21 protein-coding genes, 1 tRNA gene and 2 rRNA genes (1 of these 24 cut by a window edge) are annotated in these 22,606 nt (G+C 69.7%); 7 read left to right on the forward strand and 17 right to left on the reverse strand.

Features of this window, described 5'->3' with window-relative positions:
• Window positions 1–2: 2 nt before the first annotated feature.
• Window positions 3–776: a hypothetical protein gene (locus ACQP03_RS32960; protein WP_357132938.1), complete on the reverse strand. Its 774-nt coding sequence runs from the start codon at window positions 774–776 to the stop codon at window positions 3–5.
• A 208-nt stretch (window positions 777–984) separates the two neighbouring features.
• A tRNA-Ser gene (locus tag ACQP03_RS32965) sits at window positions 985–1,071 on the reverse strand.
• Between the two features lie 75 nt (window positions 1,072–1,146).
• Here ACQP03_RS32965 and deoD point away from each other — a divergent pair.
• Window positions 1,147–1,854 carry a purine-nucleoside phosphorylase gene (gene deoD / locus ACQP03_RS32970; protein WP_334627940.1) on the forward strand — a complete coding sequence of 236 codons (708 nt, stop codon included), beginning with the start codon at window positions 1,147–1,149 and terminating at the stop codon, window positions 1,852–1,854.
• Between the two features lie 128 nt (window positions 1,855–1,982).
• Here deoD and ACQP03_RS32975 read toward each other — a convergent pair whose 3' ends face one another.
• Genes ACQP03_RS32975 through ACQP03_RS32990 form a run of 4 tightly spaced genes read right to left on the reverse strand, consistent with a single transcriptional unit; the run spans window position 1,983 to window position 5,480 of the window.
• The gene (locus ACQP03_RS32975; protein ID WP_357398980.1) at window positions 1,983–3,182 is read right to left on the reverse strand and encodes an ABC transporter permease; all 1,200 of its coding nucleotides are present in this window, start codon (window positions 3,180–3,182) and stop codon (window positions 1,983–1,985) included.
• The gene (locus ACQP03_RS32980) at window positions 3,182–3,865 is read right to left on the reverse strand and encodes an ABC transporter ATP-binding protein (RefSeq protein ID WP_396832511.1); all 684 of its coding nucleotides are present in this window, start codon (window positions 3,863–3,865) and stop codon (window positions 3,182–3,184) included. Before ACQP03_RS32980 ends, ACQP03_RS32975 begins: the two co-directional genes overlap by 1 nt.
• Window positions 3,866–3,873: 8 nt before the next feature.
• A complete protein-coding gene (locus tag ACQP03_RS32985; RefSeq protein WP_357172731.1) occupies window positions 3,874–4,962 on the reverse strand; it encodes a peptidoglycan-binding protein in 1,089 nt (362 codons plus the stop codon).
• Window positions 4,959–5,480: a hypothetical protein gene (locus ACQP03_RS32990; RefSeq protein WP_357132945.1), complete on the reverse strand. Its 522-nt coding sequence runs from the start codon at window positions 5,478–5,480 to the stop codon at window positions 4,959–4,961. The genes ACQP03_RS32985 and ACQP03_RS32990 overlap by 4 nt, the downstream gene beginning before the upstream one ends.
• 132 nt (window positions 5,481–5,612) lie before the next feature.
• Here ACQP03_RS32990 and ACQP03_RS32995 point away from each other — a divergent pair, with 132 nt between their 5' ends.
• Window positions 5,613–6,269: a response regulator transcription factor gene (locus ACQP03_RS32995; protein ID WP_357132947.1), complete on the forward strand. Its 657-nt coding sequence runs from the start codon at window positions 5,613–5,615 to the stop codon at window positions 6,267–6,269.
• On the forward strand, window positions 6,266–7,429 hold the full coding sequence (locus ACQP03_RS33000) for a sensor histidine kinase (protein WP_357132949.1): 1,164 nt from the start codon (window positions 6,266–6,268) through the stop codon (window positions 7,427–7,429). The genes ACQP03_RS32995 and ACQP03_RS33000 overlap by 4 nt, the downstream gene beginning before the upstream one ends.
• A gap of 42 nt (window positions 7,430–7,471) precedes the next feature.
• On the opposite strand, the gene ACQP03_RS33005 is transcribed toward ACQP03_RS33000, so the two are convergent.
• From ACQP03_RS33005 to ACQP03_RS33020, 4 genes are all read right to left on the reverse strand, one after another.
• Window positions 7,472–8,023 carry a nucleoside deaminase gene (locus tag ACQP03_RS33005; RefSeq protein ID WP_363661552.1) on the reverse strand — a complete coding sequence of 184 codons (552 nt, stop codon included), beginning with the start codon at window positions 8,021–8,023 and terminating at the stop codon, window positions 7,472–7,474.
• A 31-nt stretch (window positions 8,024–8,054) separates the two neighbouring features.
• Window positions 8,055–8,582, reverse strand: coding sequence for a tRNA adenosine deaminase-associated protein (locus tag ACQP03_RS33010; RefSeq protein WP_357132951.1), 528 nt, complete (start codon window positions 8,580–8,582; stop codon window positions 8,055–8,057).
• A 117-nt stretch (window positions 8,583–8,699) separates the two neighbouring features.
• Window positions 8,700–8,867, reverse strand: coding sequence for a hypothetical protein (locus ACQP03_RS33015; RefSeq protein WP_266247104.1), 168 nt, complete (start codon window positions 8,865–8,867; stop codon window positions 8,700–8,702).
• A 112-nt stretch (window positions 8,868–8,979) separates the two neighbouring features.
• Window positions 8,980–9,369, reverse strand: coding sequence for a hypothetical protein (locus ACQP03_RS33020; protein WP_396832498.1), 390 nt, complete (start codon window positions 9,367–9,369; stop codon window positions 8,980–8,982).
• 61 nt (window positions 9,370–9,430) lie between these two features.
• Between ACQP03_RS33020 and ACQP03_RS33025 the strand changes: the two genes are divergently transcribed.
• Window positions 9,431–10,198, forward strand: coding sequence for a M23 family metallopeptidase (locus ACQP03_RS33025; RefSeq protein ID WP_357172743.1), 768 nt, complete (start codon window positions 9,431–9,433; stop codon window positions 10,196–10,198).
• A gap of 1 nt (window position 10,199) precedes the next feature.
• Complete coding sequence (locus ACQP03_RS33030; RefSeq protein WP_357132957.1) at window positions 10,200–11,270, forward strand: PHP domain-containing protein; 1,071 nt, start codon at window positions 10,200–10,202, stop codon at window positions 11,268–11,270.
• A gap of 35 nt (window positions 11,271–11,305) precedes the next feature.
• Here the strand turns inward: ACQP03_RS33030 and ACQP03_RS33035 are convergent, their stop codons facing one another.
• On the reverse strand, window positions 11,306–12,328 hold the full coding sequence (locus ACQP03_RS33035; RefSeq protein WP_396832499.1) for a DMT family transporter: 1,023 nt from the start codon (window positions 12,326–12,328) through the stop codon (window positions 11,306–11,308).
• 107 nt (window positions 12,329–12,435) lie between these two features.
• On the opposite strand from ACQP03_RS33035, the gene ACQP03_RS33040 reads away from it, so the two are divergent.
• A complete protein-coding gene (locus ACQP03_RS33040) occupies window positions 12,436–14,106 on the forward strand; it encodes a DUF885 domain-containing protein (RefSeq protein WP_357132959.1) in 1,671 nt (556 codons plus the stop codon).
• Window positions 14,107–14,160: 54 nt separating this feature from the next.
• Here ACQP03_RS33040 and ACQP03_RS33045 read toward each other — a convergent pair whose 3' ends face one another.
• From ACQP03_RS33045 to nudC, 3 genes are all read right to left on the reverse strand, one after another.
• Window positions 14,161–15,744 carry a DUF6114 domain-containing protein gene (locus tag ACQP03_RS33045; RefSeq protein ID WP_433459619.1) on the reverse strand — a complete coding sequence of 528 codons (1,584 nt, stop codon included), beginning with the start codon at window positions 15,742–15,744 and terminating at the stop codon, window positions 14,161–14,163.
• A gap of 80 nt (window positions 15,745–15,824) precedes the next feature.
• Window positions 15,825–16,376, reverse strand: a complete 552-nt coding sequence (locus ACQP03_RS33050) for a DUF6230 family protein (protein ID WP_357134900.1) — start codon at window positions 16,374–16,376, stop codon at window positions 15,825–15,827.
• A 440-nt stretch (window positions 16,377–16,816) separates the two neighbouring features.
• Window positions 16,817–17,737, reverse strand: a complete 921-nt coding sequence (nudC, locus tag ACQP03_RS33055) for an NAD(+) diphosphatase (RefSeq protein WP_357134898.1) — start codon at window positions 17,735–17,737, stop codon at window positions 16,817–16,819.
• A gap of 181 nt (window positions 17,738–17,918) precedes the next feature.
• On the opposite strand from nudC, the gene ACQP03_RS33060 reads away from it, so the two are divergent.
• Window positions 17,919–19,748, forward strand: coding sequence for a VanW family protein (locus ACQP03_RS33060; protein ID WP_433459621.1), 1,830 nt, complete (start codon window positions 17,919–17,921; stop codon window positions 19,746–19,748).
• On the opposite strand, the gene ACQP03_RS33065 is transcribed toward ACQP03_RS33060, so the two are convergent.
• From ACQP03_RS33065 to ACQP03_RS33075, 3 genes are all read right to left on the reverse strand, one after another.
• The gene (locus ACQP03_RS33065; RefSeq protein ID WP_357134894.1) at window positions 19,721–19,975 is read right to left on the reverse strand and encodes a hypothetical protein; all 255 of its coding nucleotides are present in this window, start codon (window positions 19,973–19,975) and stop codon (window positions 19,721–19,723) included. The genes ACQP03_RS33060 and ACQP03_RS33065 overlap by 28 nt on opposite strands.
• Window positions 19,976–20,194: 219 nt before the next feature.
• Window positions 20,195–20,311 (reverse strand): 5S ribosomal RNA (rrf, locus tag ACQP03_RS33070).
• A gap of 77 nt (window positions 20,312–20,388) precedes the next feature.
• Window positions 20,389–22,606, reverse strand: a 23S ribosomal RNA gene (locus ACQP03_RS33075) (it continues 893 nt past the right edge of the window).

The following is a 22,606-nucleotide window of genomic DNA, read 5'->3' on the forward strand; positions in this document are numbered from 1 at the left end:
TGTCATGGCGCGTCGAGGTAGGTGTTCTGCTTGAGAGCCGCATCCCAGAGGATCTTGATCTGCGACGCGTACAGGGTATAGGTGGGATTGCCGGGTCGCACCACGTAGGAAACCGTCGCCTGGTCGGCCTCGTTCTCGTGCAGGTAGTGCTGGACGCGAATGAGGGAATTCTCCGACAGCCGGTTCACGTCGATCGCGATGAAGGCCATGGGCATGATGCGGTCCGACACGGCGAACTGAATATTTCCGCTGCCCCGCAAACGGATGTAGAGATCCTTGAAGAGGTTCGCCTGATTCAGGTACCGCTGCTGACTGTGGCGCTCGGAGTCCGAGTACCTCATCCGCCGAAACCCCTCGAGGACGTCGAGGTCGCCCACGTTGAGCACCAGGAAGCGCACCTGCACACGTCTGTTGAGCCCGGCGAACAGATCCTTCGCGGCCACGAAGCCGGTCAACGTGGTACCACTGATGAAGACGTCGTGACGCGCCGACGCCACAGCGGTTCTCCAGTCGAAGGTGTGGCGTTCGACGAACTCGACACCTATTCCCCGATGGGCGAGCGTCCTCGCAATTTCCTCGGTACTCCTGGTCAGCACTTTCCAGCGACTGCTGAAGAGAATGAAGAAGTCAATGACGATCATCGCCAGGAGTGCTTCAATGAATGTGAGATGCAGATTTCGTTGATTGAGGACCTCGGTGACGACCACCGCAGTCAGCGCGAATATCGCCTGAAGCGTGATGAATGCCGCGTCCAAGAACCTCAGAAGCCTCTTCATCGCCACTCCCCGAAACGGCCGAGTCGATGGAATTCAAGTGTGCGGAACCGCCTGGACACCGGAAGCTCATAGAGTTACCACAGTTAATGTGATGATCGCAACCAGTAGAAATTTCGTCTCTTCTGCAAAGTCTCACGCAGACCTTGACGGCGGAGAACAAGCAGCGCGCCGGGGACCGTACGGTCCCCGGCGCGCTGCTACGCACGAGCGGTGGCGGCGGGATTTGAACCCGCGGAGGGCGTAAACCCTCACACGCTTTCGAGGCGTGCTCCTTAGGCCACTCGGACACGCCACCGCCGACGAGGGTACAGGACCGCGGGTTCGGACGCCGAACCGGTATCGCCCGAGCCGGCCTGGCAGGATCTTTGCCATGAGTACGCACATCGGCGCGAAGCCGGGCGAGATCGCCGAGCGGGTCCTGATGCCAGGTGACCCCCTGCGGGCCAAGTGGATCGCGGAGACCTACCTCGAGGGCGCGACCTGCTACTCGACGGTCCGGGGCATGCTGGGCTTCACCGGCCGCTGGAACGGCGTCGACGTCTCCGTCCAGGGCTCCGGCATGGGCATGCCGTCCGCCTCCATCTACGCCCACGAGCTGATCAACGAGTACGGCGTGAAGACGCTGATCCGGGTCGGCTCCTGCGGCGCTCTCAGCACCGACCTGCAACTGCGTGACGTGGTGGCGGCGATCGGGTCGTCCACCGACTCGAACATGAACCGGATGCGCTTCGACGGTCTGATCGACTACGCCCCGGTGGCCGACTTCGGGCTGCTGCGTACCTCGGTCGAGGTGGCCGAGCGGCGCGGCATCGCGATGCACGTCGGACCGATCCTGGCGGCGGACGCCTTCTACACCGACCGGCCGGACCTCTACGACACGCTCGCCGACTACGGCGTGCTGGCGGTGGAGATGGAGTCGGCGGCGCTCTACACGATCGCGGCCCGGTTCAAGGCTCGGGCGCTGACCGTGCTGACCGTCAGCGACCACATCAAGACCGGCGAGAAGACCACGTCGGAGGAGCGGGAGCAGACCTTCAGCCAGATGGTCGAGATCGCGCTCGACACGATCATCGCCTGACCTTCCGGGGACGGCGCACCGCGGAGAGCGTGATGACTCACAGGCATCTTGATGCCTCACAGTCATCACGCTCTTTCGCCCACGCCGGGCCAGGCCACGCCACGCCACGACACGCCGGGCCACGCCGCTCAGACAGCGGTGAGCGCCTCCGTCGGGGCGAGCCGGGCGGCGCGGACCGCCGGGTAGAGGCCGGCGAAGCCGCCGATGACCAGGGTCGCACCCACCCCGCCGAGCATCGCCCACGCCGGCACCACGGTCGGCCAGTCCTGGGACAGCGCGTATCCGGTGGTGACCAGGATTCCCAGCAGCACCCCGCCGACCCCGCCGAGCGCCGAGAGCAGCAGCGATTCGGCGAGGAACTGGGTGCGTACCTGACCTCGGGTGGCCCCGAGCGACCGGCGTAGGCCGATCTCGGCCCGGCGTTCCAGCACCGAGATGACCATGGTGTTGGCGACGCCGACGCCACCGACGAGCAGGGCGACCGCGCCCAGCCCGAGCAGCAGCCCGGTGAAGGCGGCGTCGGTCGCCTCGGCGGCGGCCAGCGCGTCGGACGGGCGGGACACCTCCACCTCGTTGGGCGCCTCCGGGTTGGCGGTCGCGCCGAGCACCGACCGGACGGCCTCGACCTGTGACTCCTCGGCCCGGGTGTAGACGGTGCTCGGATGCCCGTCGAAGCCCAGATAGTCGGTCGCCGCCGACCAGCCGACCAACGCCGACGTGTCCAGCTCCGGGGCGAGCGGCACGGGAGCGAGGACACCGACCACGGTGAACCACCGCCCGCCCAGCCACACCTGTACCTGCGGATCCGCCTCGCCGACCCCCAGCCGGTCGGCGGCGGTCGCGCCGAGGACCACCGCTGGGTAGCGGGCGGTGGCCTCGTTGAGCCACGTTCCGCTGGTCACCTCGGCCCCGACGGTGCCGAGCAGGTCCAGGCGGGCCGCCCGGGTGGCGATCCCGCCCGTCTCGGCGGCCGGAATCCGGTCCGAGCGGTAGACCTTGGCGTCGGACACCTGCCCGGTCGCGGACACCTCGGTCACCGGACCGATTCGGCCGATCATGGACACCGACTCCTCGGGGAGCTGGGCGTCCGCGCCGAACAGGGTGTTGCCCGGTTCCACGGTGAGCAGGTTGGTGCCGAGCGCGTCGAGCGCCCGGTCCAACTCGGCCCGGGACGACGAGGAGATGCCGACGACCGCGATCATCGCGGCGATGCCGATCGCGATGCCCAGCGCGGACAGGAACGCCCGCAGGGGTCGGGTCCGCAGGCCCACGCCACCGACGCGCAGGACGTCCCCGGGGCCCATCCGAGCCGGGGTGAGCACCGCCATCAGCCGACCCCGCCCGCCGCGAGGACCGAATCGTGCCGCACCGCGCCGTCCCGCATCCGTACCTGTCGGGGCAGGCTGTCGGCGATCTCCCGATCATGGGTGATCACCACGACGGTGGTGCCGGCCCGGTGCAGCTCGTGCAGCAGTTCCAGCACTCCGGCGCCGGACGTCGAGTCGAGGTTCCCGGTCGGCTCGTCGGCGAGCAGCACGGCCGGCTCACCCACCACCGCCCGGGCCACGGCCACCCGCTGCCGCTCCCCGCCGGAGAGTTCGTGCGGCCGGTGCCCCAGCCGGTGGCCCAGGCCGACCCGGACCAGCGCGGCCTCCGCACGGTCGCGCCGCCTCCGCAGGGGTACGCCGGAGTAGAGCAACCCGTCGGCCACGTTGTCCACCACCGGAACGCCGGGGGCCAGGTGGAACTGCTGGAACACGAAGCCGATGCGGGTGGCCCGCAGCGCCGACAGCTCCCGGTCGGTGAGCTTCGCCGCGTCGTACCCGTCGATGAGGACGCTGCCCGACGAGGGCCGGTCGAGGGTGCCGATGAGGTGCAGCATCGTCGACTTGCCCGACCCGGACGGGCCGACGATGGCCACCAGCTCGCCGTAGCCGATCCGCAACGACACGTCGTCCAACGCGACGACGCCGCCGGGATACCGCTTGCTGACCCGGTCCAGCACGATCACGTCGCCCGTCACGCCGGCACCACCACCGTCGTTCCCTCGGCGATTCCCTCGCCGGTGACCTCCACCCGCCCGTCGGCGAACAGGCCCGTGGTCACCGCCACGATCCGGCGGGCGCCGCCGTCGACGACCTCGACGCCGTAGCCGCCCTCGGCGAGGGCCAGCAGCGCCGCCACCGGCACAGTGAGCACGTCCGCGCGTTCCGAGGCGGTGAAGGTGACGTCGACGCTGGCCTGGTCGAAGCCGGCGAGGGCCTTCGGATCGGTCACCGTTACGGTCACCTCGATCTTCGTCTCCGCCTCCGCCGCCTGGCCGTTGGCGCCGGCGGAACCGGTCTGGATGACCGTCTCGACCGTGCTGATCGTGCCGTTCACCGCCCGGCCGTCCGGCAGCTTGACCGCGACCTTCGCGTCGCGCTTGGCCAGCCGCTGGTCGTCCACGTCCAACTCGACGGTGACCACCCGGCTGGTGCCGGTGTAGGTGAGCACCGCCTGACCGGGCTGGGTGACCGCGCCGACGTCGAGCTGGTGGCTCTCCACCCGCACCTCCCCGTCGGCGTACACGACGCGCGCGGGCTCGACCCGGCCCGTCTCCGCCAGGCCGAGGTCGTCCTGCCACTCGCGGACCGCGTCGGCGGTCGCCCCGGTGTACTCGTCATCGACCGTGAATCCGTCGTAGCCGAGCGCCACGAGGTTCCGCTCGAACTGCGCGACGTCGGGGCCCTCCACCCCGGGGGCGAGCGTCCGGTACGCGGGCAGTCCGCCGTACAGGAGCACCACCTCCGCGTTGTCGACCAGGTAGAGCGCCTTGCCCCGCCGTACCGTCGACCCCGTCGCCGGCAGTCCGGTGAGCGTGCCGCTCAGCCTCGCCGTGGCGGTACGCGTCGTGCCGTACCCCAGCTCGCCGTCGGCCGTCTGGGAGTCGGCGAGGGTCTGCCGGGTGATGGCGGCGGTGGCCGCCGAAGCGCCGGCCTGGGCGGCGTCGCCGCCGCTCCGGCCGCCGAAGCCGACCGCGGCGATCACGCCCACGGCCGCGACCAGCAGCACGACGCCACCGACGAGGGCAGCCCGCAGCGGTACGCGTCGGGTGGTGCCGGTCACCGGCCACCGCCGAACTGCGGCGCGTACTGCCGGCACTTCTCCATGGCGGCGCGCAGCGCCGGGTCACCGAGGTCGAGCCCGCTGTCGCCCTTGGTGATCTGGATCCGTCCGTCGGCGTCCGGGTCCGGGAAGTTCGGCACGCCGTTCTCCCGCATGCACTTGGCCATGGTGCGCATCTGCTCGGCCTGCTCCGGGTTGAGCTGGGGACCCTGCCCGCCGTTGGGCAGTTTGTCGCGGCACTTCTCCATGGCGGACTGCACCTTCTGCGGGTCGACGTTCTCGCCGAACCGGAACGCCGGCCGGCCGCCCGCCTCCGGGTCGGGCATCTCCACCCCGTTCTCCCGCATGCACCGGGCGAACGCGAGCTGCCGTTCCGAGTCGTCCGCCGGTGTGGCGCTCGCCGTCACGCCGTCCTTCGCCCCGCCGGCGGTCGCGACTCCACCGCCGTCGTCCGCTGGGCCGCACCCGGCCAGTGCCAGCACGAGCAGGGCGGGGATCGCGAGTATCTGTCGCCGCATGGTGTCCGCCTCCGTTTCCTCCTCCGGCGCGGATCGCCGGACGTTGCCGCCCAGTTCACGGCAGCGGACGTATCCGGGGCGTAACCGTGCACGGTTACGCCGCCGTTACCCGCCAACGGGGACCATGGACGGGTGAGAGTGCTGGTGGTCGAGGACGAGAACCTGCTGGCGGACGCCATCGCCGAGTGGCTGCGCCGTGAGTCGTTCGCGGTCGACGTGGCGTACGACGGGGACGCCGCGCTGGAACGGCTCGGCGTCAACGAGTACGCCGTGGTGGTCCTGGACCGGGACCTGCCGGTGGTGCACGGCGACGACGTGTGCCGGGCGATCGTGGACGCGGGCGGGGAGACCCGGGTGTTGATGCTGACCGCCGCCGCGGCGGTACGCGAGCGCGTGGCGGGCCTGGCGATCGGCGCGGACGACTACCTCACCAAGCCGTTCGCCCTGGTGGAGTTGTCGGCGCGGGTGCACGCGTTGACCCGTCGCGCCCGCCCGGCCGCACCGCCGACGTTGCGCCGCGCCGGGATCCAGCTCGACCCGGCCCGCCACGAGGTACGCCGCGACGACCGGCACGTGGCGCTGTCCCGCAAGGAGTTCGCGGTGCTCGCCGAGTTGCTACGCGCCGACGGCGCCGTGGTCTCCGCCGAGGAGCTGCTGGAACGCGCCTGGGACGAGCACATCGACCCGTTCACCAACGTGGTCCGGGTCACCATGGTGAAGCTGCGCCGTAAGCTCGGCGACCCACCGGTGATCGAGACGGTGCCGGGAGCGGGGTACCGCATCCGATGAAGCGGCTCACCATCCGCGGTCGCCTCACCCTGATCTACGGTGGGCTCTTCCTGCTGGCCGGCGTGGTCCTGCTCGCCGTCACGTACGTGCTGGTGGACCAACGGACGCCCCAGCCGTTCGGGGTGAAACTGAGCGACCTGCCGAAGACCACCGCGACGCCACCCAAGCCGGGCAACGGGCAGAACATCGAGACGCTGCGCGCCCTCGTCGAGGAGGCGCAGAGCGAGGCGAGGCGCAACGCGTTGGAGTCGCTGCTCACCCAGGGCGGCATCGCGCTGATCGTGGTGTCGGCGGTGGCCATCGCGTTCGGCTGGCTGCTCGCCGGGCGGGCGTTGCAGCCGTTGCAGCAGGTCACCGACACCGCGCGGCGGATCGCCGGGGCGGACACCGCCGGTCGCGGGCTGCACGAGCGGATCGCGCTCGCCGGTCCCCGCGACGAGGTACGCGAACTCGCCGACACGTTCGACGAGATGCTGGAACGGTTGGACCGTTCCTTCGACGGGCAGCGCCGGTTCGTGGCGAACGCCTCGCACGAGCTGCGGACGCCGTTGGCGCTGAACCGCGCGCTGGTGGAGTTGGCCGTGACGCGGCCGGACGCGCCGGAGGAGACGCGCAGGTTGGGCGAGTCGCTGCTGGCGGTCAACGAGCGGCACGAACGGCTCATCGACGGGCTGCTGACCCTCGCCGACTCGGAGAACGAGCTGACCGAGCGGACGGCGGTCGACCTGGCGGAGGTCTGCGCGCACGTGATCGACCAGGCCGGCAAGCAGGCGCCCGACCTGCCCGTACACCGGTCGCTCGCCCCGGCCCCGACCAATGGCGACCCGGTGCTGTTGGAACGGCTGACATTCAACCTGGTGGAGAACGCGCTACGGCACAACCTGGCCGCCGACGGATGGGTCGAGGTGCGCACCGCCCTGGTGGACGGACGACCCACCCTGACGGTGACCAACACCGGCCCGCTGATCGCCGGCTACGACGTCGAGACGATGTTCCAGCCGTTTCGCCGGCTGTCGCGCGAGCGGGTGGCCGGTACGCGTGGTTTCGGACTGGGCTTGTCGATCGTCCGTGCGGTTGCCCGGGCCCACGGCGGCACCGCCGAGGCGCACCCCCGCCCGGGTGGCGGCCTGGTCGTCACGGTCACCCTGCCCGCAACCTGACCACCCGCCTCCCCCGCGCGGGGCCAGCGAGAGCGCGGGGCCTCAGCGGAAGAAGGCGCGCAGCACGGCGGCGGTCTCGGCTTCCAGCACACCGCCGTACACCTCGGGACGGTGGTTGAGCCGGCGGTCGCGCAGCACGTCCCAGAGCGAGCCGGCCGCACCGGTCTTGGGTTCCCACGCGCCGAAGACGACCGTGGAGACCCGGGCGAGCACCAGCGCGCCCGCGCACATGGTGCACGGCTCCAACGTCACCACCAGCGTGCAGCCGTCCAGCCGCCACTCGCCGGTCCGTTCGGCCCCCCGGCGCAGGGCCAGCACCTCGGCGTGGGCGGTGGGGTCGCCGGTCAGTTCCCGCTCGTTGCGCCCGATCGCCAGCTCGCCGCCGTCCGGGCCGTAGAGCACCGCGCCCACGGGAATGTCGTCGACGCCACCGCTGGGGATCGCCGGGTCGGTGACGGCGACCTCCAGGGCTCGGCGCATCCACCGCTCGTGCCGTTGCCGTCGCCCGATCCCACCGGGGTCGGCCAGGCCCTCGTGCGCGCCCGGCCCGGCTCGGCCCACCGCGCCGGGCGTCGGCTGGCCCGGCCGGATCATCTCCAACGACGGGTCGGTGGCGTCGGCCGGCTCAGACCTCACGCAACTCCTCGACCTCGTCGGCGCAGCCGAGCGCCTCGCAGATCTCGGCGGTGACGTCCGCCGGCAGCATTCCCTCGGTGCCGCAGAGCGTCAGCAGCTTCTGCGCGGAGATGCCCAGGTTGGCGAGCAGGTCGGCGTCGCCCACCGGATCGGCCTCCGGGTCGACGGCGGGCTGCTCGCTCTCCTCGTCGCCGCTGGCGGCGGGGCGCGGCTCGTCGTCGCCGTCGAGCCCGGTCACCGACGTCTTCAGGTCACCGACCAGCAGTTGACCCAGCCGGGACTCCTCGGCGTACGCCGAGTCCGATCCGAAGACCCGCAGGTCCTCGCCCTCGTCGAGACGCAGGATCACCAGGTACGCGTCGTCGGCCTCGACAAAGAGCAGCGACACGTCGGCTTCCTGGTCGACGTCGCGCAGCCGGTCGGCGACCTCGTCGATGTCCGTGGCACCCCGAAGGTTGACCTCGGTCGCGGTCCAGCCACTGTCATCACGCACCACGGCCGCAGCGAAGTACGACACGGTTCCCCCAAAAGCCCTCGGCACAGCGCCGACTCGTCAAGGGTGCACGTTAGCCGGTCGGGTCGGCAGGCGACCGGTCAACGCCCCGAGACGCCGGCCAAACCTGACAAAGTCCGATCAGCCAGCTACCCGACGGCGGGTGGCGATGAGTTGGCGTAGACGCTCGGTGCGCTCTCGCTGCGGCCGGCTGCGCTGGCGTACCGCCCGTGCGCCCGCCAACTCGGCGAGCAACTGGAGGCGGCGGCGGTTGCGATCCGGGTCCTGCCGCGGGGTGGTCCAGGCCATAGTGCCGAGAGTGCCGAGTCTCGGCGGCCACGTCAAGACGGCGTTCGCTCCGCAGCCAACCGGGCACGCGACGCAGTCGCCCACGCCCTGATCCGGGTCGGTCCGGCCTCGCTCACCACAGCGGCCAGTCACCGCTCGTCGCCCAGCGCACGGCCACCACGGCGGCGGCGATGCTCCAGCCGCCGGCGGTCACGATGGCCACTCCGGTGGCCACTCCACGGTCGCCGTACCGCACCAGCACCAGCGCGGTGGCCCAGGCGAGCAGGCCGGCCACCACCGTCCACCACGCGTAACCGACCACGTCGGTGCCGAGGAGCCCGAACAGCAGCAGCCAGGCAGCCGCCGCACCGCCGCCGGAGGCGACCCCAGCGCCGGTCACCGGGTGCGGTTCGCGGTAGGTCGGTCTGGTCGGTGGCCCGGCCGGGAAGAGCCCCGACGGGGTACGCGACGCCGGGCGCGCGGCGGCCGGGTCCGGGATGGGGCCTTCTCGGGCGATGCTCACCGGCTGCCCTCCCTCACGCGCGTCGCTCGTCCCCACGGTACCGGTCTGTCAGGATGGCCGAATGCCCTCGCCGACGATCGGTCGCCGCGTGCGTCCGGCGTACCCGATCCTGTTGCTGCTCGCCCCGATGCTCGCCGCCGGTTGCGCGACCACCCGGCCCGGGGTGCCGCCGGACGGCGTCGCCGCGCCGTCGCCGTCGGCGGTCTGGGCGACCGGGGAGCAGCCGGCGGCCCCGCCGGTCGCGCCGACCACGAACGCCCCGGCCAGCCCGACGCCGTCGTCGGCCACGCCGTCGCCGAGCGCGCCCCGCGCCGGGGTCCGGCATGTCTTTCCGGTACGCGCCGACAACGTGGACTACCACCCGACGCACGGGGCGTACCCTGCGACGGACGTGTTCGCGAACTGCGGTCAGCCGTTCGTGGCGGTGACCGACGGCAAGGTGCTGGAGGTGAGTCGCGTCGACAGGTACTCCAAGAGCGGGCCGCAGGGCCCGGACAACGGCGGCCTGTCGGTGTCGCTGCTCGGTGACGACGGGGTGCGTTACTACGGCTCGCACCTGAGCGTCGTCTCGTCCGGCGTCGAGGCGGGGGTCCGGGTGCGTGCCGGCCAGCAACTCGGCAAGGTGGGCCGGACCGGCAACGCCAACAACGTCTGTCACGTGCACTTCGGGATCTCGCCGCCGTGCGCCGGTAAGGACGGGTGGTGGATCCGGCGCGGCGTGATCTGGCCGGCGCGCTACCTGGACTCGTGGCGGCGCGACGGCAACCGGGAACCGGCCGCCGAGGTGACCGCGTGGCAGCGCCAACACGGCTGCCCGAAGGCTCCCTGACATGGCCGCCCGGGACCCCATCGCCGACCTGCGCCGGATCGCGTTCCTGTTGGAGCGGGCGAACGAGGCCACCTACCGGGTGCGGGCGTTCCGTTCGGCGGCCACGGCGCTGGCTGGCCTGCCGGCGGCCGAGGTAGCCGAACGGGCCGGCAACGGCACCCTCACCGAGCTGGCCGGTGTCGGCGACGTGACGGCTCGCTGCGTGGCGGAGTCCCTGGCCGGTGAGGAACCGGTCTATCTGCGCCGGCTGGTGGCGACCGAGGGCAGCGACCTCGATGCCGAGGCCGCGGCGCTGCGCGCCGCCCTGCGGGGCGACTGCCACACCCACTCGGACTGGTCCGACGGCGGCTCGCCCATCGAGGAGATGGCGCTGGCCGCCGTCGAGTTGGGTCACGAGTACCTGGTGTTGACCGACCACTCGCCGCGGCTGACCGTGGCCCGGGGGCTGACCGCGGCGCGGCTGCGCCGTCAGCTCGACCACGTGGCGCAGGTCAACGCGGCGCTGCCGGAGGGTTTCCGGATCCTCACCGGCATCGAGGTGGACATCCTCGCCGACGGGTCGCTCGACCAGGACGAGGAGTTGCTGGCCCGACTCGACGTGGTGGTCGGCTCGGTGCACAGCGGCCTGAAGGACGAGCGGTCGAAGATGACCCGGCGCATGGTGCGGGCCGTTGCCAACCCGCACCTGGACATCCTCGGTCACGTCACCGGCCGGATGGTGTCGTCCCGGCCGGCCGGGGTGACCGGCCCGGGTGACAAGGGGCACCGGGCCCGGACCCGCGCGGAGAGCGACTTCGACGCGGACGCCGTCTTCGCCGCCTGCGCGGAACACGACACCGCAGTCGAGATCAACTCCCGGCCGGAGCGGCAGGACCCGCCGAAGCGACTGATCCGACGCGCCCTGGAGGCGGGCTGCCGCTTCGCGATCGACACGGACGCGCACGCGCCCGGCCAGCTCGACTGGCAGCGGTTCGGCTGCGAGCGGGCCGCGCGCTGCGGCGTCCCGGCCGACCGGGTGGTCAACACCTGGTCGGCCGAGCAGCTCGTGGAGTGGACCCGCAACCGAGCCTGACCGGCGGTCCGGACTGGTCGAGGCATGGCGGCGGGTCAGCGGCGGGCGGGCTCGACGGCGGGCGCGGCGGGCTCGACGGCCGGCGCGGCGGGCTCGACGGCCGGCGCGGCGGGCGCGCTCACGCCGACGACCGGTCGGGGCGTCCGACGGCCGAACACGCCCTGCGCGACCGCGACGCCCAGCAGCACGATGAGCGCACCGACCGGCTGGTGCCAGTTGAGCCGCTCGTCCAGCACCACGGCGCCGATCAGCACCGCGAAGATCGGAATCAGGTACGTGACGGTGGACGCCGTGCTCGCGCCGGCCAACCGGATGTTGCGCATGTTGATGACGAAGGCGAGCCCGGTGCCGAGCGCGCCGAGGGCCAGGACGCTCGCCACGACCTTCGCCGACAGCTCGGTGGGCAGCGGCGGCGCGCCCGCGACGAACGGGGTGACGATGGCGAGCTGCACGGTGGCGAGCAGCAGCTGCGCCGTGGACAGGGACAGCCCGGAGTGCGTGCTGCCGGCGATGAACCGCTTCTGGTACGGGATGGCGACGCCGTAGCAGGCGGCCGCCCCGAAGCACATCACCTGCCCGACGAAGTGCGCCCCTCCGATGCCCTCCCAGACCCCGAGCACGACGAGTACGCCGACGAAGCCCAGCCCGAGGCCGATCGCCCGGCGTACGGTCAACCGCTCGGTCCGGAACACCAGCACCGCGAGCGGCAGCACGATCAACGGCGTCGTCGCGTTCCAGATGCCGGCGAGCATCGACTCGACCCGTTGCTCGCCGTAACCGAAGAGGGTGAACGGCACGGCCACGCCGAACGCGGCGACGACGGCCAGGTGCGCCCACACCCGGGGCTCACGGGGCAGCCGGTCGCGCAGCACCGCAAGGACGACCAACAGGGTCAGCGCGCCGGCGCCGACGCGGTAGAGGGTCAGCTGCACGGGGTGCAGCTCGGCCACGCCGACCTTGATGAACAGGAAGCTGGAGCCCCAGATGGCGGCGAGGGCGAAGAAGCCCGGTAACCAGGCCCGCAGCGGGACCCTGTCAGGAGCGATATCGGTTGTCACCCCTGACACTCTGCCGGAGGGGTGCGACAGAGTCGTCCGCTTTTCCGCTGCTTGGACACGACAATTGACATCGACATCCTGACCGGGCGGTCACGTAGTGTCGCAGCGTGGGACGAATTGATGAAATCGCCAACCGCTACGTGGACAAGTGGGCGCCGTTGAGCCCGACCGGCGCGACCTACGTCGGCATCGCCGGCCATGACAACAAGCTCGACGACCTCTCACCGGACGGATACCGGGCGCGCGCCGACCTGACCCGCGAGACGCTCACCGAGCTGGAGACGGCCGAGCCGGACACCGAGGCGGAGCGCACCGCCAAGGAGGCCATGCAGGAACGGCTCGGTCTGGACCTGGCCCGCTACGAGGCCGGCGAGACGACCAGCGAGGTCAGCGTGATCACCAGCGGGCTGCACGAGATCCGCATGGTGTTCGACCTGATGCCAACTGCGACGGCCGACGAGCAGGCCAACATCGCCACCCGGCTCAACGGCCTCGCCGGCGCGCTGGAGGGCTACAAGACCACGCTGCGTGAGGCGCTCGCCGACGGGCAGGTCAGCTCGAAGGTGCAGCTCGTCGAGGTGGCCAAGCAGTGCGACATCTGGACCGACCCGACCGGGGACAACTTCTTCCACGGTCTGGTCGAGCGGCTGGGCGCGGACGGCACCCTCGGCGCCGAGCTGCGCAGGGGCGCGGCGGCGGCCACCGCGGCCACCGCCGAGTTCGGTCAGTTCCTGCGGGCCGAGCTGGCCCCGCACGGGCGCGACAAGCAGGCCGCCGGCCGGGAGCGCTACGAACTCGCCTCGCAGTACTTCCTCGGCGCGAAGATCGACCTCGACGAGACGTACGCCTGGGGTTTCGCGGAGCTGGCCCGCCTGGAGGCGGAGATGCGGGTCGTCGCCGGGCGCATCGCCGGTTCGGGTGCGACGGTCGACGAGGCGGTGGCGCGGCTCGACGCCGACCCGGCGCGCACGATCCAGGGCAAGGAGGCGTTCCGCGACTGGATGCAGGCGCTCGCCGACAAGGCCATCGCCGAGTTGCACGGCACCCACTTCGACATCCCGGAGCAGGTCCGCCGGATCGAGTGCTGCCTCGCGCCCACCAGCGACGGGGCCATCTACTACACCGGGCCGAGCGAGGACTTCTCGCGGCCTGGTCGGATGTGGTGGGCGGTGCCGCAGGGCATCACCGACTTCTCCACCTGGCGCGAGGTGACGACGGTCTACCACGAGGGCGTGCCGGGGCACCACCTTCAGGTGGCCCAGACGGCCGTCCGGGCCGACCTGCTCAACCGCTGGCAGCGGCTGCTCTGCTGGGTCTCCGGGCACGGCGAGGGCTGGGCGCTGTACTCGGAGCGGCTGATGGACGAGCTGGGTTACCTCCAGGACCCGGGCGACAAGCTGGGCATGCTCGACGGTCAGGCGATGCGCGCCGCACGGGTGATCGTCGACATCGGCATGCACCTGGAGCTGGAGATCCCGAAGGACAACCCGTTCGGCTTCCACCCGGGCGAGCGGTGGACGCCCGAGCTGGGTTGGGAGTTCATGCGGGCGCACTGCCGGGTGCCGGACGAGAACCTGCGCTTCGAGCTGAACCGCTACCTGGGTTGGCCGGGACAGGCGCCGTCGTACAAGGTGGGTGAGCGGATCTGGTTGCAGGCACGCGAGGACGCGATGGCTCGCAAGGGCGCCGACTTCGACCTGCGGGAGTTCCACCGGCAGGCGTTGGACCTGGGCGCGCTGGGCCTCGACCCGCTGCGCAAGGCGCTGGCCCGACTCTGACCGGTGTTCAGCTCGTGGGGCGGCGTCCGGTCCGGACGCCGCCCCACGCTGCGGTCACTGCAACGTCTGCTTGAGGGTGGGTCGGCCGGTCAACGTGTCGCAGGAGATGAAGGCCAGGTCGATCTGCGGGTCGGTGAACGTGAGCGGCAGCGGCGAGGTGACCGGGATGCCGTCGGGGAAGGGCAGGTCCGGAGTCAGGGTGACCTTGATGCCCAGGAACCGGCCGACGAACCGGGTCGCGTAGAAGGTCACGTCACCGTCGATCGTCAGTTGGTCGGTCTCGCTCAACAGCGAGCCGCCCGAAGGCCCCGCGACCAGCAACGCGAAGTCGCTTGTCACCGCCTTGCTCATGGTGAACTTCAGCGCCCGCATCTCGCCGTTGGCGGTGCGCAACGGCTCGACTCCGCGAAACCGCAGGTTCGTCATCTCCACCTTGGACCCGGTCAGTTTCGCGGGGGTGGCCGAGACCTTGGGCATGTCCGGGTCCGCGGCCAGCTTGGGCAGCGGCTTGCCGGGCTCGACGGGCGCGGGCTTGGTCGGCTTCGGGCTGGCACACGAATCGTCGGGGGCGCGGGTGGGGGTCGCCGTCCGGGTCGGGCTGGGTGTGGCGCTGACGCTGGCGGTGGGAGTGGCGCTCGGAGTGGCCGACGCGCCGGCTCGCGCGGCGCTGCCGGTGGGCTCGGCCGATCCACCTGTCGGTTCCGCCTCGTCGTCGTCGCCGCCGGTGAACAGGTCACCGATGCCGTCGACGATGTCGGTCAGCAGATTTCCGTCCGACTTATCCGACGTGGCGGTGGGGCTCGCACTCGGGCTCGGGCTGGCCGGAGAGGTGGCGGGGGTGCTGGGCCGGACCGACGAGGTCGGGGTTGGGCAGGAGGGCGCCGCCGCTCGCACCGGCGACGCCCAGTCGACCGTCGTCAGACCCGCGCTGGCGAGGCTCATCAGGAGCAGCGTCACCACGTACGTCTTCGGGTCGCGGGCCACCGTCGACCTGGTCTGGGACGCCTCCGGCTCGGCGGCGAAGGGCGGCATCTCCGTGGTGTCGCCCGCGCTCGCCCGCTCAGCCGGTGCTGGTTCGCGCAACACGGCACGCGGCTGCGGGAGGATGTCGGTGAGCGGCCCGGTGACCTCGTCCTCCCGCTCGCGCTCCGGCAGCAGCTCGTCGACGAGCGGCGCTTCGTCGGCGGTGGCGCCGTCCTCGGCCCGCTCGTCGTCCGGCTCCTCGGCGGCCAGGGGCACCGCCGCGGACTTCTTCACCGGCACCCAGGCGAAGCCGAGCGCGCTACCGACCATGCCCAGCAGCATGCCGATGAAGAACCCGCCGAGGTTGACTCCGATCAGCGAGTAGACCGCGGTCACCGCGCCGACGATGGCATAGAAGATCCGCTGCGCGGGGCTGAGCCACATCAGGAGGCCGCAGGTGACCAGGATGGTGGGGATCAACCAGGACAGGAAGCCGGTCGGGCCCATCTGCAGGGTCAGCCCGGCCAGGCTGACCTTGGTGGTGCCGAGGATCTCCACTCCGGCCAGGATGGTGAAGAGGCCGCCCCAGAATGGCCGGGACCGCCGCCAGCGGCGGAAACCGCGCCAGGCCTGACCGACACGGCCGGGCTGCGCGCGATGAGTGGCGGTCGACACGTACGTCCTCCTGGGGTGAAAGGGGTGGGCAGGACCGAGGCTCGCGAGGGGCGCCCCTCGCGAGCCTCGGCGGCGTCAGCTCAGAAGCATTCCTTGGCCTCAGCGCCGACGTTGACCTTCAACTTGAGTCCGGTCAGCGTGAAGGTGCCGGCGGTGGTATAGCGGGCAACCTGCTCAAGGTCCTTGATGTTCACGTGCGTGGCGTCCTGGCCGAACGAGCCGGCCGGAGCCGGGCCGAGGTCACTGGCGTCCTTACCGATGTTGATGTCGGTGAACTCGGCGTCACCCTCGAGCGACTCCATCGCGATCAGCAGGTTCTTGGCCACGGCCTCCTTGCCGGGGGCGTCGCCGGCGTTGATGGTCAGCACGATCTTGGGCAGGCCAGGAATGGAGGCGTCGACCGACTGGCACAGCTTGGTCAGGTGGGCCTCGCCGATCTCCGACATGGCCACCGGGACGATCTTGCCGTCCTTGGTGGTCACGATGCCGCCGTACTGCTTGAAGCCCTTCCCGTCGAGCTCGGAGGCGGAGATCTTGAACGGCTTGCCGGCGACGGTGATGTTGGCGGCGATGGCGCCGTTGGCCATACCGAAGACGATGCCGCCGACGGCGACCGCAGCGGGAACCATCATGGCGGCGAAGCGACGCCAGCGGGTGCCACCCTGCGCCTGACGGGTTTCCGAATCCTTCACGGGTCCTCCTCGAACCGGGGGTCACCGATCGCAGTCGCGACTCGGGACTACGGGAAAGCACGTGGCCGCTGCGTCCCGCTCCGGGGGATGGGTCGGCGGATCGCGCAGTGTGCGGATTGGATGCTCTCGCGAAGCGACGTACCTCACAAGGGCGCTGCTACTGGCCGGTAACCCGCGCTCGGCGTCAAGATTTCTGACCGTCACCGTCAGTCAGGTCTACGCCGACCCGCTCCCGCGACAAACCATCAAAATTGGGGCGGATGACTCCAGAATCTTCACCAGCGGTAGTTGCTGCACAGCATTGTTACATTTACGTAACGCCGGGCTGAAAAGCCGCTGAAGACGACCCCGAACTCATCCGTACGGCTGAGCCCGCAAGGTCAGCGCGCCTCGGCGAGCCAGTCCGTCAGCAGCCGGTGGTCGATCGAGTCCACCCGGCCGAGCCGGCGACCTGCCGCGACCCGCTCCCGTAGCTCCTCCCGGGTGAACCAGCGCGCCTGGAGCAACTCCACGCCGTCCACGCGTACCTCGTCGGACGTCGCCGTGGCCCGGAAGCCCACCATCAGCCCGGCGGGGAACGGCCACGCCTGCGACCCCTGGTAGGTCACGTCGGTGACGGTGATCCCGGCCTCCTCGGCCATCTCCCGGCGGACCGCGTCCTCCAGGCTCTCACCCACCTCCACGAAGCCCGCCAACGTCGAGTAGGAGTCCTCGGCCGCCCCCGCGTGCCGGGCGAGCAGGCAACGGCCGGCCGAGCCGGGCGCCTCGACCAGCACGATGATCGCCGGTTCGATGCGGGGGAACAGCAACCGACCGCACTCCGCGCCGGAACAGGTCCGCACGTGGCCGCCACCACCGGCGACGGCCACCGCGCCGCACGTGCCGCAGTGACGCTGCTGCCGGTGCCAGTGCAGCAACCCCCGCGCGTACGCCTGGGTCGCCGCGCCCGCCGGGTCGAGTCGCCCGACCAGCGCCCGTACGTCGACGGCCCGCGCCGCCCCCGCCATCTCGACGGCGGCGGCCTCACCGAGACCGGAGAGGTCCACGGCGAACACCGCGACGTCCCCGTCGAGCCCCAGGAACACGGTCTCCGCGGCAGCCGACCGGACGAGTGACGCGCGGTCGGCCGTCAGCCGGACCGGACCGTCTCCGTCGACGAGACAACGGTCCCGCCACAGCGGCAGCACCACCGTCGCCGGGTCGTCGAGCAACGCGTCCAGCCGAGCCGGGTCGGTGCGTAACGCGCCCGCCCGGTCCAACCAACCCCCGCCGTACGCCAACACCCGCTCCGCAGCGTCCACCCCGCCACCGTGCCACGCCCGTCCCCCGGCGCGGGCACCGACCCCACGCCCCCGCGACACGCCGGGCGACACGCGGTGGCAGCACCGAACGGGCACAGCCCGCGCGGACGGCCGGCCATTGGTTACCGTGGTGTCCTCCGGGAGGGGGGACCTCCCGCGGCACCTGGCGATCGAGGTTGCAGTGACGCTGTACGGCGACAAACGTCCACCCGTCGACGACCGGCCGACCGTGCAGGTCACGGCAGTCACCTGGCCGGACGACGAGCCGGACGTTGTCACACCGGCGACGGCCACCGCCACGGGCGAGCCGGACAACAGCGGCCGCCGTCCACGCCGCGTACGGATGCTGCTCGGCGCGGGCATCACCGGCGGCGTCCTCGCCGCCGTCGCGGGTGCCGGCGCCTGGGCGTACGCCGGTGACGTGCCCCGGGGCACCAGCGTGCTCGGCACCGAGCTGGGCGGTCGGAGCCGCAGCGCGGCCGACCGGGAGTTGCGGGCAGAGCTGGAGCGGCGGGCCGCAGCCCTCGCCGCGCCCCTGCGGATCACGGTCGGGGAGCGCACCGCCGAGATCAATCCGGCCGACGTGGGACTGGCGGTCGATGTGGCGGCCACGGTTGCGGCAGCGGCCGAGGCCCAAGCGCACCCGGTCAGTCGGCTGGTCGGTTCCCGTACCGTCGAACCGGTCGTCACCGTCGACGCGCCCCGCCTGGACGCGGCCCTGCGCACGGCGCTCGGCGACCAGGTCCGTCCGATGACGATGCCGGCCATCTCCTACCAGGGCACCACACCCAAGGTCGTACGCCCCAAGCCCGGTCTCGCCTTCGACCCGCAGCGCTCGGTCGACGCCGTCCGGGCCGGCTGGCTCGCCGGCACGCCGGTCACCGTGCCACTGGTGGAGAGCCAGCCGGCGACCACCGCCGAGGAGGTGGACCGGCTGGTCGCCGAACTGGCCAAGCCGGCCGTCTCCGCACCGGTCACCCTGCGCACCGACCGGGGCTCGGTGCAGGTGCCACCGGCGGTCATCGCGAAGAGCCTCCGCTTCACCGCCGACAAGACCGGCAAGCTCACTCCGGCGGTGGACGTCAAGCGACTGCGGACGGCCCTCGGCGACAAGCTGAACGCGATCGAGGTGCCGCCGAAGGACGCCACGATGACCATCGCCGGCGGCCGTCCCACGGTCGTGGACGGGCGCGCCGGGCAGCAGCTCGACACCGCCACACTGAGCCGCGACCTGTTGGCGGTGCTACCGAAGCCCGACGGACGCGAGGTGACCGGAGAGCTGAGGGAGACGCCGCCGGAGGTGACTACGGAGAAGCTGGCCGCTCTGGGCATCAAGGAACGGGTGTCCACCTTCACCACGCGCTTCACCGGCGGAATGGCGTCGCCGCGCAGCCAGAACATCGCCACCATCGCCAAGAAGGTGGACGGCACGGTCGTGCTGCCCGGCAAGATGTTCTCCCTCAACGGGCACACCGGCGAGCGGGGTTACGCCCAGGGCTACCAGGACGCGCCGGTCATCCTGGACGGCAAGCTGGTGCCCGGCGTCGGGGGTGGCACGTCGCAGTTCACGACCACCCTCTTCAACGCCACCTACTACGCCGGCCTCCAGGACGTGGAGCACAAACCCCACTCGTACTGGTTCGACAGGTACCCGGCCGTCATCGAGTCGACAATCTTCTGGCCGAACCTGGACTTCAAGTTCCGCAACAACACCGAGTACGGCCTGCTCATCGACACGTCGTACACGTCGAGCTCGGTGACCGTCTCCATCTGGAGCACGAAGATCTACGACAGCGTCAAGACGGAGTACGGCCCGCGCCGCAACACCACCACGCCGAAGCTCATCCACCTCGAGCCCGGCCCGAAGTGCATTCCCAGCAACGGCATCAACGGCTTCACCCAGGACGCCTTCCGGGTCATCAAGAAGGACGGCGTGGTGGTCAAGCGGGAGAAGTTCACCTGGCGCTACGACGCCGAGCCGCGCTACGTCTGCGGCCCCAAGCCCTCCTGAGCCCGCCCGTCGGAGTCGTCGGCAGCCGACCTCGGCGTCATACGCTGCTCCTGTACGCGGATCTCCGCGCGGTAGCGCGTCGCCGCCGGATGCCACATCTCCTCGAACGGCCCCATGACCTCGCCACCGACACCGCGGCGGCGACCGCGTACGCCCAGCCACCACAGCCCGGCCAGCACGACAGCCACGCAACAGCCAAAGACGAGAAGAATCAGCACGTCCCCCACAGACCGACCCTAAGTCCAGTAGCCACCCACCGAAGCCCCGCCGACCCCTCCACGTGCCCCGGCGCCCCTCCCGTTGCCACTGTCATCGGCGTGTCATCGCAATAACTTCATGATCACCGGCGCCGAATGGGGGCCGGGGGCGCGGGACAAGGGGTGGGGTTCTTCTTGGGGGAATGCAGGAATGGCCACCCCGATAGGGGTGGCCATTCCTGAAAGATTGTCCGGCGGTGTCCTACTCTCCCACACCCTCACGAGTGCAGTACCATCGGCGCTGGAGGGCTTAGCTTCCGGGTTCGGAATGTGACCGGGCGTTTCCCCTCCGCCATGACCGCCGTAACTCTATGAACATATCAACCATCACCAACACGGGTGGGTGTTTGTTCAGAGTTGCACAGTGGACGCGTAGCAGCTTAGTAGTCAAGTCCTCGGCCTATTAGTACCGGTCAACTGAACCCGTTACCGGGCTTACATTTCCGGCCTATCAACCCAGTCGTCTAGCTGGGGGCCTTACCCCACCAAAGGTGGGTGGGATACCTCATCTTGAAGCAGGCTTCCCGCTTAGATGCTTTCAGCGGTTATCCCTTCCGAACGTAGCTAACCAGCCGTGCCCTTGGCAGGACAACTGGCACACCAGAGGTTCGTCCGTCCCGGTCCTCTCGTACTAGGGACAGCCCTTCTCAAGTATCCTACGCGCACGGCGGATAGGGACCGAACTGTCTCACGACGTTCTAAACCCAGCTCGCGTACCGCTTTAATGGGCGAACAGCCCAACCCTTGGGACCTGCTACAGCCCCAGGATGCGACGAGCCGACATCGAGGTGCCAAACCATCCCGTCGATATGGACTCTTGGGGAAGATCAGCCTGTTATCCCCGGGGTACCTTTTATCCGTTGAGCGACACCGCTTCCACTCGCAAGTGCCGGATCACTAGTCCCGACTTTCGTCCCTGCTCGACCTGTCAGTCTCACAGTCAAGCTCCCTTGTGTACTTGCACTCAACACCTGATTGCCAACCAGGCTGAGGGAACCTTTGGGCGCCTCCGTTACCTTTTAGGAGGCAACCGCCCCAGTTAAACTACCCACCAGACACTGTCCCTGAACCGGATAACGGTCCGAAGTTAGATACCCAAATCAACCAGAGTGGTATTTCAAGATTGCCTCCACCCATACTGGCGTATGGACTTCACCGGCTCCCACCTATCCTACACAAGCTAACTCAAGTACCAATGTCAAGCTATAGTAAAGGTCCCGGGGTCTTTCCGTCCTGCCGCGCGTAACGAGCATCTTTACTCGTACTGCAATTTCGCCGGGCCTGTGGTTGAGACAGTGGGGAAGTCGTTACGCCATTCGTGCAGGTCGGAACTTACCCGACAAGGAATTTCGCTACCTTAGGATGGTTATAGTTACCACCGCCGTTTACTGGCGCTTAAGTTCTCCGCTTCGCCCCGAAGAGCTAACAGGTCCCCTTAACGTTCCAGCACCGGGCAGGCGTCAGTCCATATACATCGAATTACTTCTTCGCATGGACCTGTGTTTTTAGTAAACAGTCGCTTCCCCCTGCTCTCTGCGGCCATACAACGCTCCACCCGCGCGGGGCTTCACGTCTCCGGCCCCCCTTCTCCCTAAGTTACGGGGGCAATTTGCCGAGTTCCTTAACCACAGTTCGCCCGATCGCCTCGGTATTCTCTACCTGACCACCTGTGTCGGTTTGGGGTACGGGCCGCTAAGAACTCGCTAGAGGCTTTTCTCGGCAGCATAGGATCACTGACTTCACCTGAATCGGCTCGGCATCACGTCTCAGCCTTCATGCGTCGCGGATTTGCCTACGACACGGCCTACACGCTTACCCCGGCACAACCACCGGCCGGGCTCAGCTACCTTCCTGCGTCACCCCATCGCTTGACTACTACCCGCCAGGTTCCCACGCTCCCTCAGATCAGTCCGAAGACCTCACCAAGTTCGGGTGGTTAGCACAACGAGGTTCATCAGGGACGCTCTTTCGCGGGTACGGGAATATCAACCCGTTGTCCATCGACTACGCCTCTCGGCCTCGCCTTAGGTCCCGACTCACCCAGGGCGGATTAGCCTGGCCCTGGAACCCTTGGTCATCCGGCGGAAGGGTTTCTCACCCTTCTTTCGCTACTCATGCCTGCATTCTCACTCGTGCCGCGTCCACAACTGGGTCACCCCGCTGCTTCACTCGCGGCACGACGCTCCCCTACCCATCCACACACCTGCACAAGGAATCAAGTCCAAGCGAGGTTAAAATGTGAATGCCACAGCTTCGGCGGTGTGCTTGAGCCCCGCTACATTGTCGGCGCGGAACCACTTGACCAGTGAGCTATTACGCACTCTTTAAAGGGTGGCTGCTTCTAAGCCAACCTCCTGGTTGTCTATGCGACCCCACATCCTTTTCCACTTAGCACACGCTTAGGGGCCTTAGCTGGTGATCTGGGCTGTTTCCCTCTCGACTACGAAGCTTATCCCCCGCAGTCTCACTGCCGCGCTCTCACTTACCGGCATTCGGAGTTTGGCTGATTTCGGTAAGCTTGTGGGCCCCCTAGACCATCCAGTGCTCTACCTCCGGCAAGAAACACGCGACGCTGCACCTAAATGCATTTCGGGGAGAACC

It is taken from the genome of Micromonospora sp. CA-248212 (assembly GCF_050948405.1).
Classification (GTDB): Bacteria; Actinomycetota; Actinomycetes; order Mycobacteriales; family Micromonosporaceae; genus Micromonospora.

Coding starts and splice junctions, on each gene's coding strand:
- ACQP03_RS32960 (WP_357132938.1), bottom strand. CDS start 776: ATGAAGAGGCTTCTGAGGTTCTTGGACGCGGCATTCATCACGCTTCAG.
- deoD (WP_334627940.1), top strand. CDS start 1,147: ATGAGTACGCACATCGGCGCGAAGCCGGGCGAGATCGCCGAGCGGGTC.
- ACQP03_RS32975 (WP_357398980.1), bottom strand. CDS start 3,182: ATGGCGGTGCTCACCCCGGCTCGGATGGGCCCCGGGGACGTCCTGCGC.
- ACQP03_RS32990 (WP_357132945.1), bottom strand. CDS start 5,480: ATGCGGCGACAGATACTCGCGATCCCCGCCCTGCTCGTGCTGGCACTG.
- ACQP03_RS33000 (WP_357132949.1), top strand. CDS start 6,266: ATGAAGCGGCTCACCATCCGCGGTCGCCTCACCCTGATCTACGGTGGG.
- ACQP03_RS33005 (WP_363661552.1), bottom strand. CDS start 8,023: ATGATCCGGCCGGGCCAGCCGACGCCCGGCGCGGTGGGCCGAGCCGGG.
- ACQP03_RS33015 (WP_266247104.1), bottom strand. CDS start 8,867: ATGGCCTGGACCACCCCGCGGCAGGACCCGGATCGCAACCGCCGCCGC.
- ACQP03_RS33025 (WP_357172743.1), top strand. CDS start 9,431: ATGCCCTCGCCGACGATCGGTCGCCGCGTGCGTCCGGCGTACCCGATC.
- ACQP03_RS33030 (WP_357132957.1), top strand. CDS start 10,200: ATGGCCGCCCGGGACCCCATCGCCGACCTGCGCCGGATCGCGTTCCTG.
- ACQP03_RS33050 (WP_357134900.1), bottom strand. CDS start 16,376: ATGATGGTTCCCGCTGCGGTCGCCGTCGGCGGCATCGTCTTCGGTATG.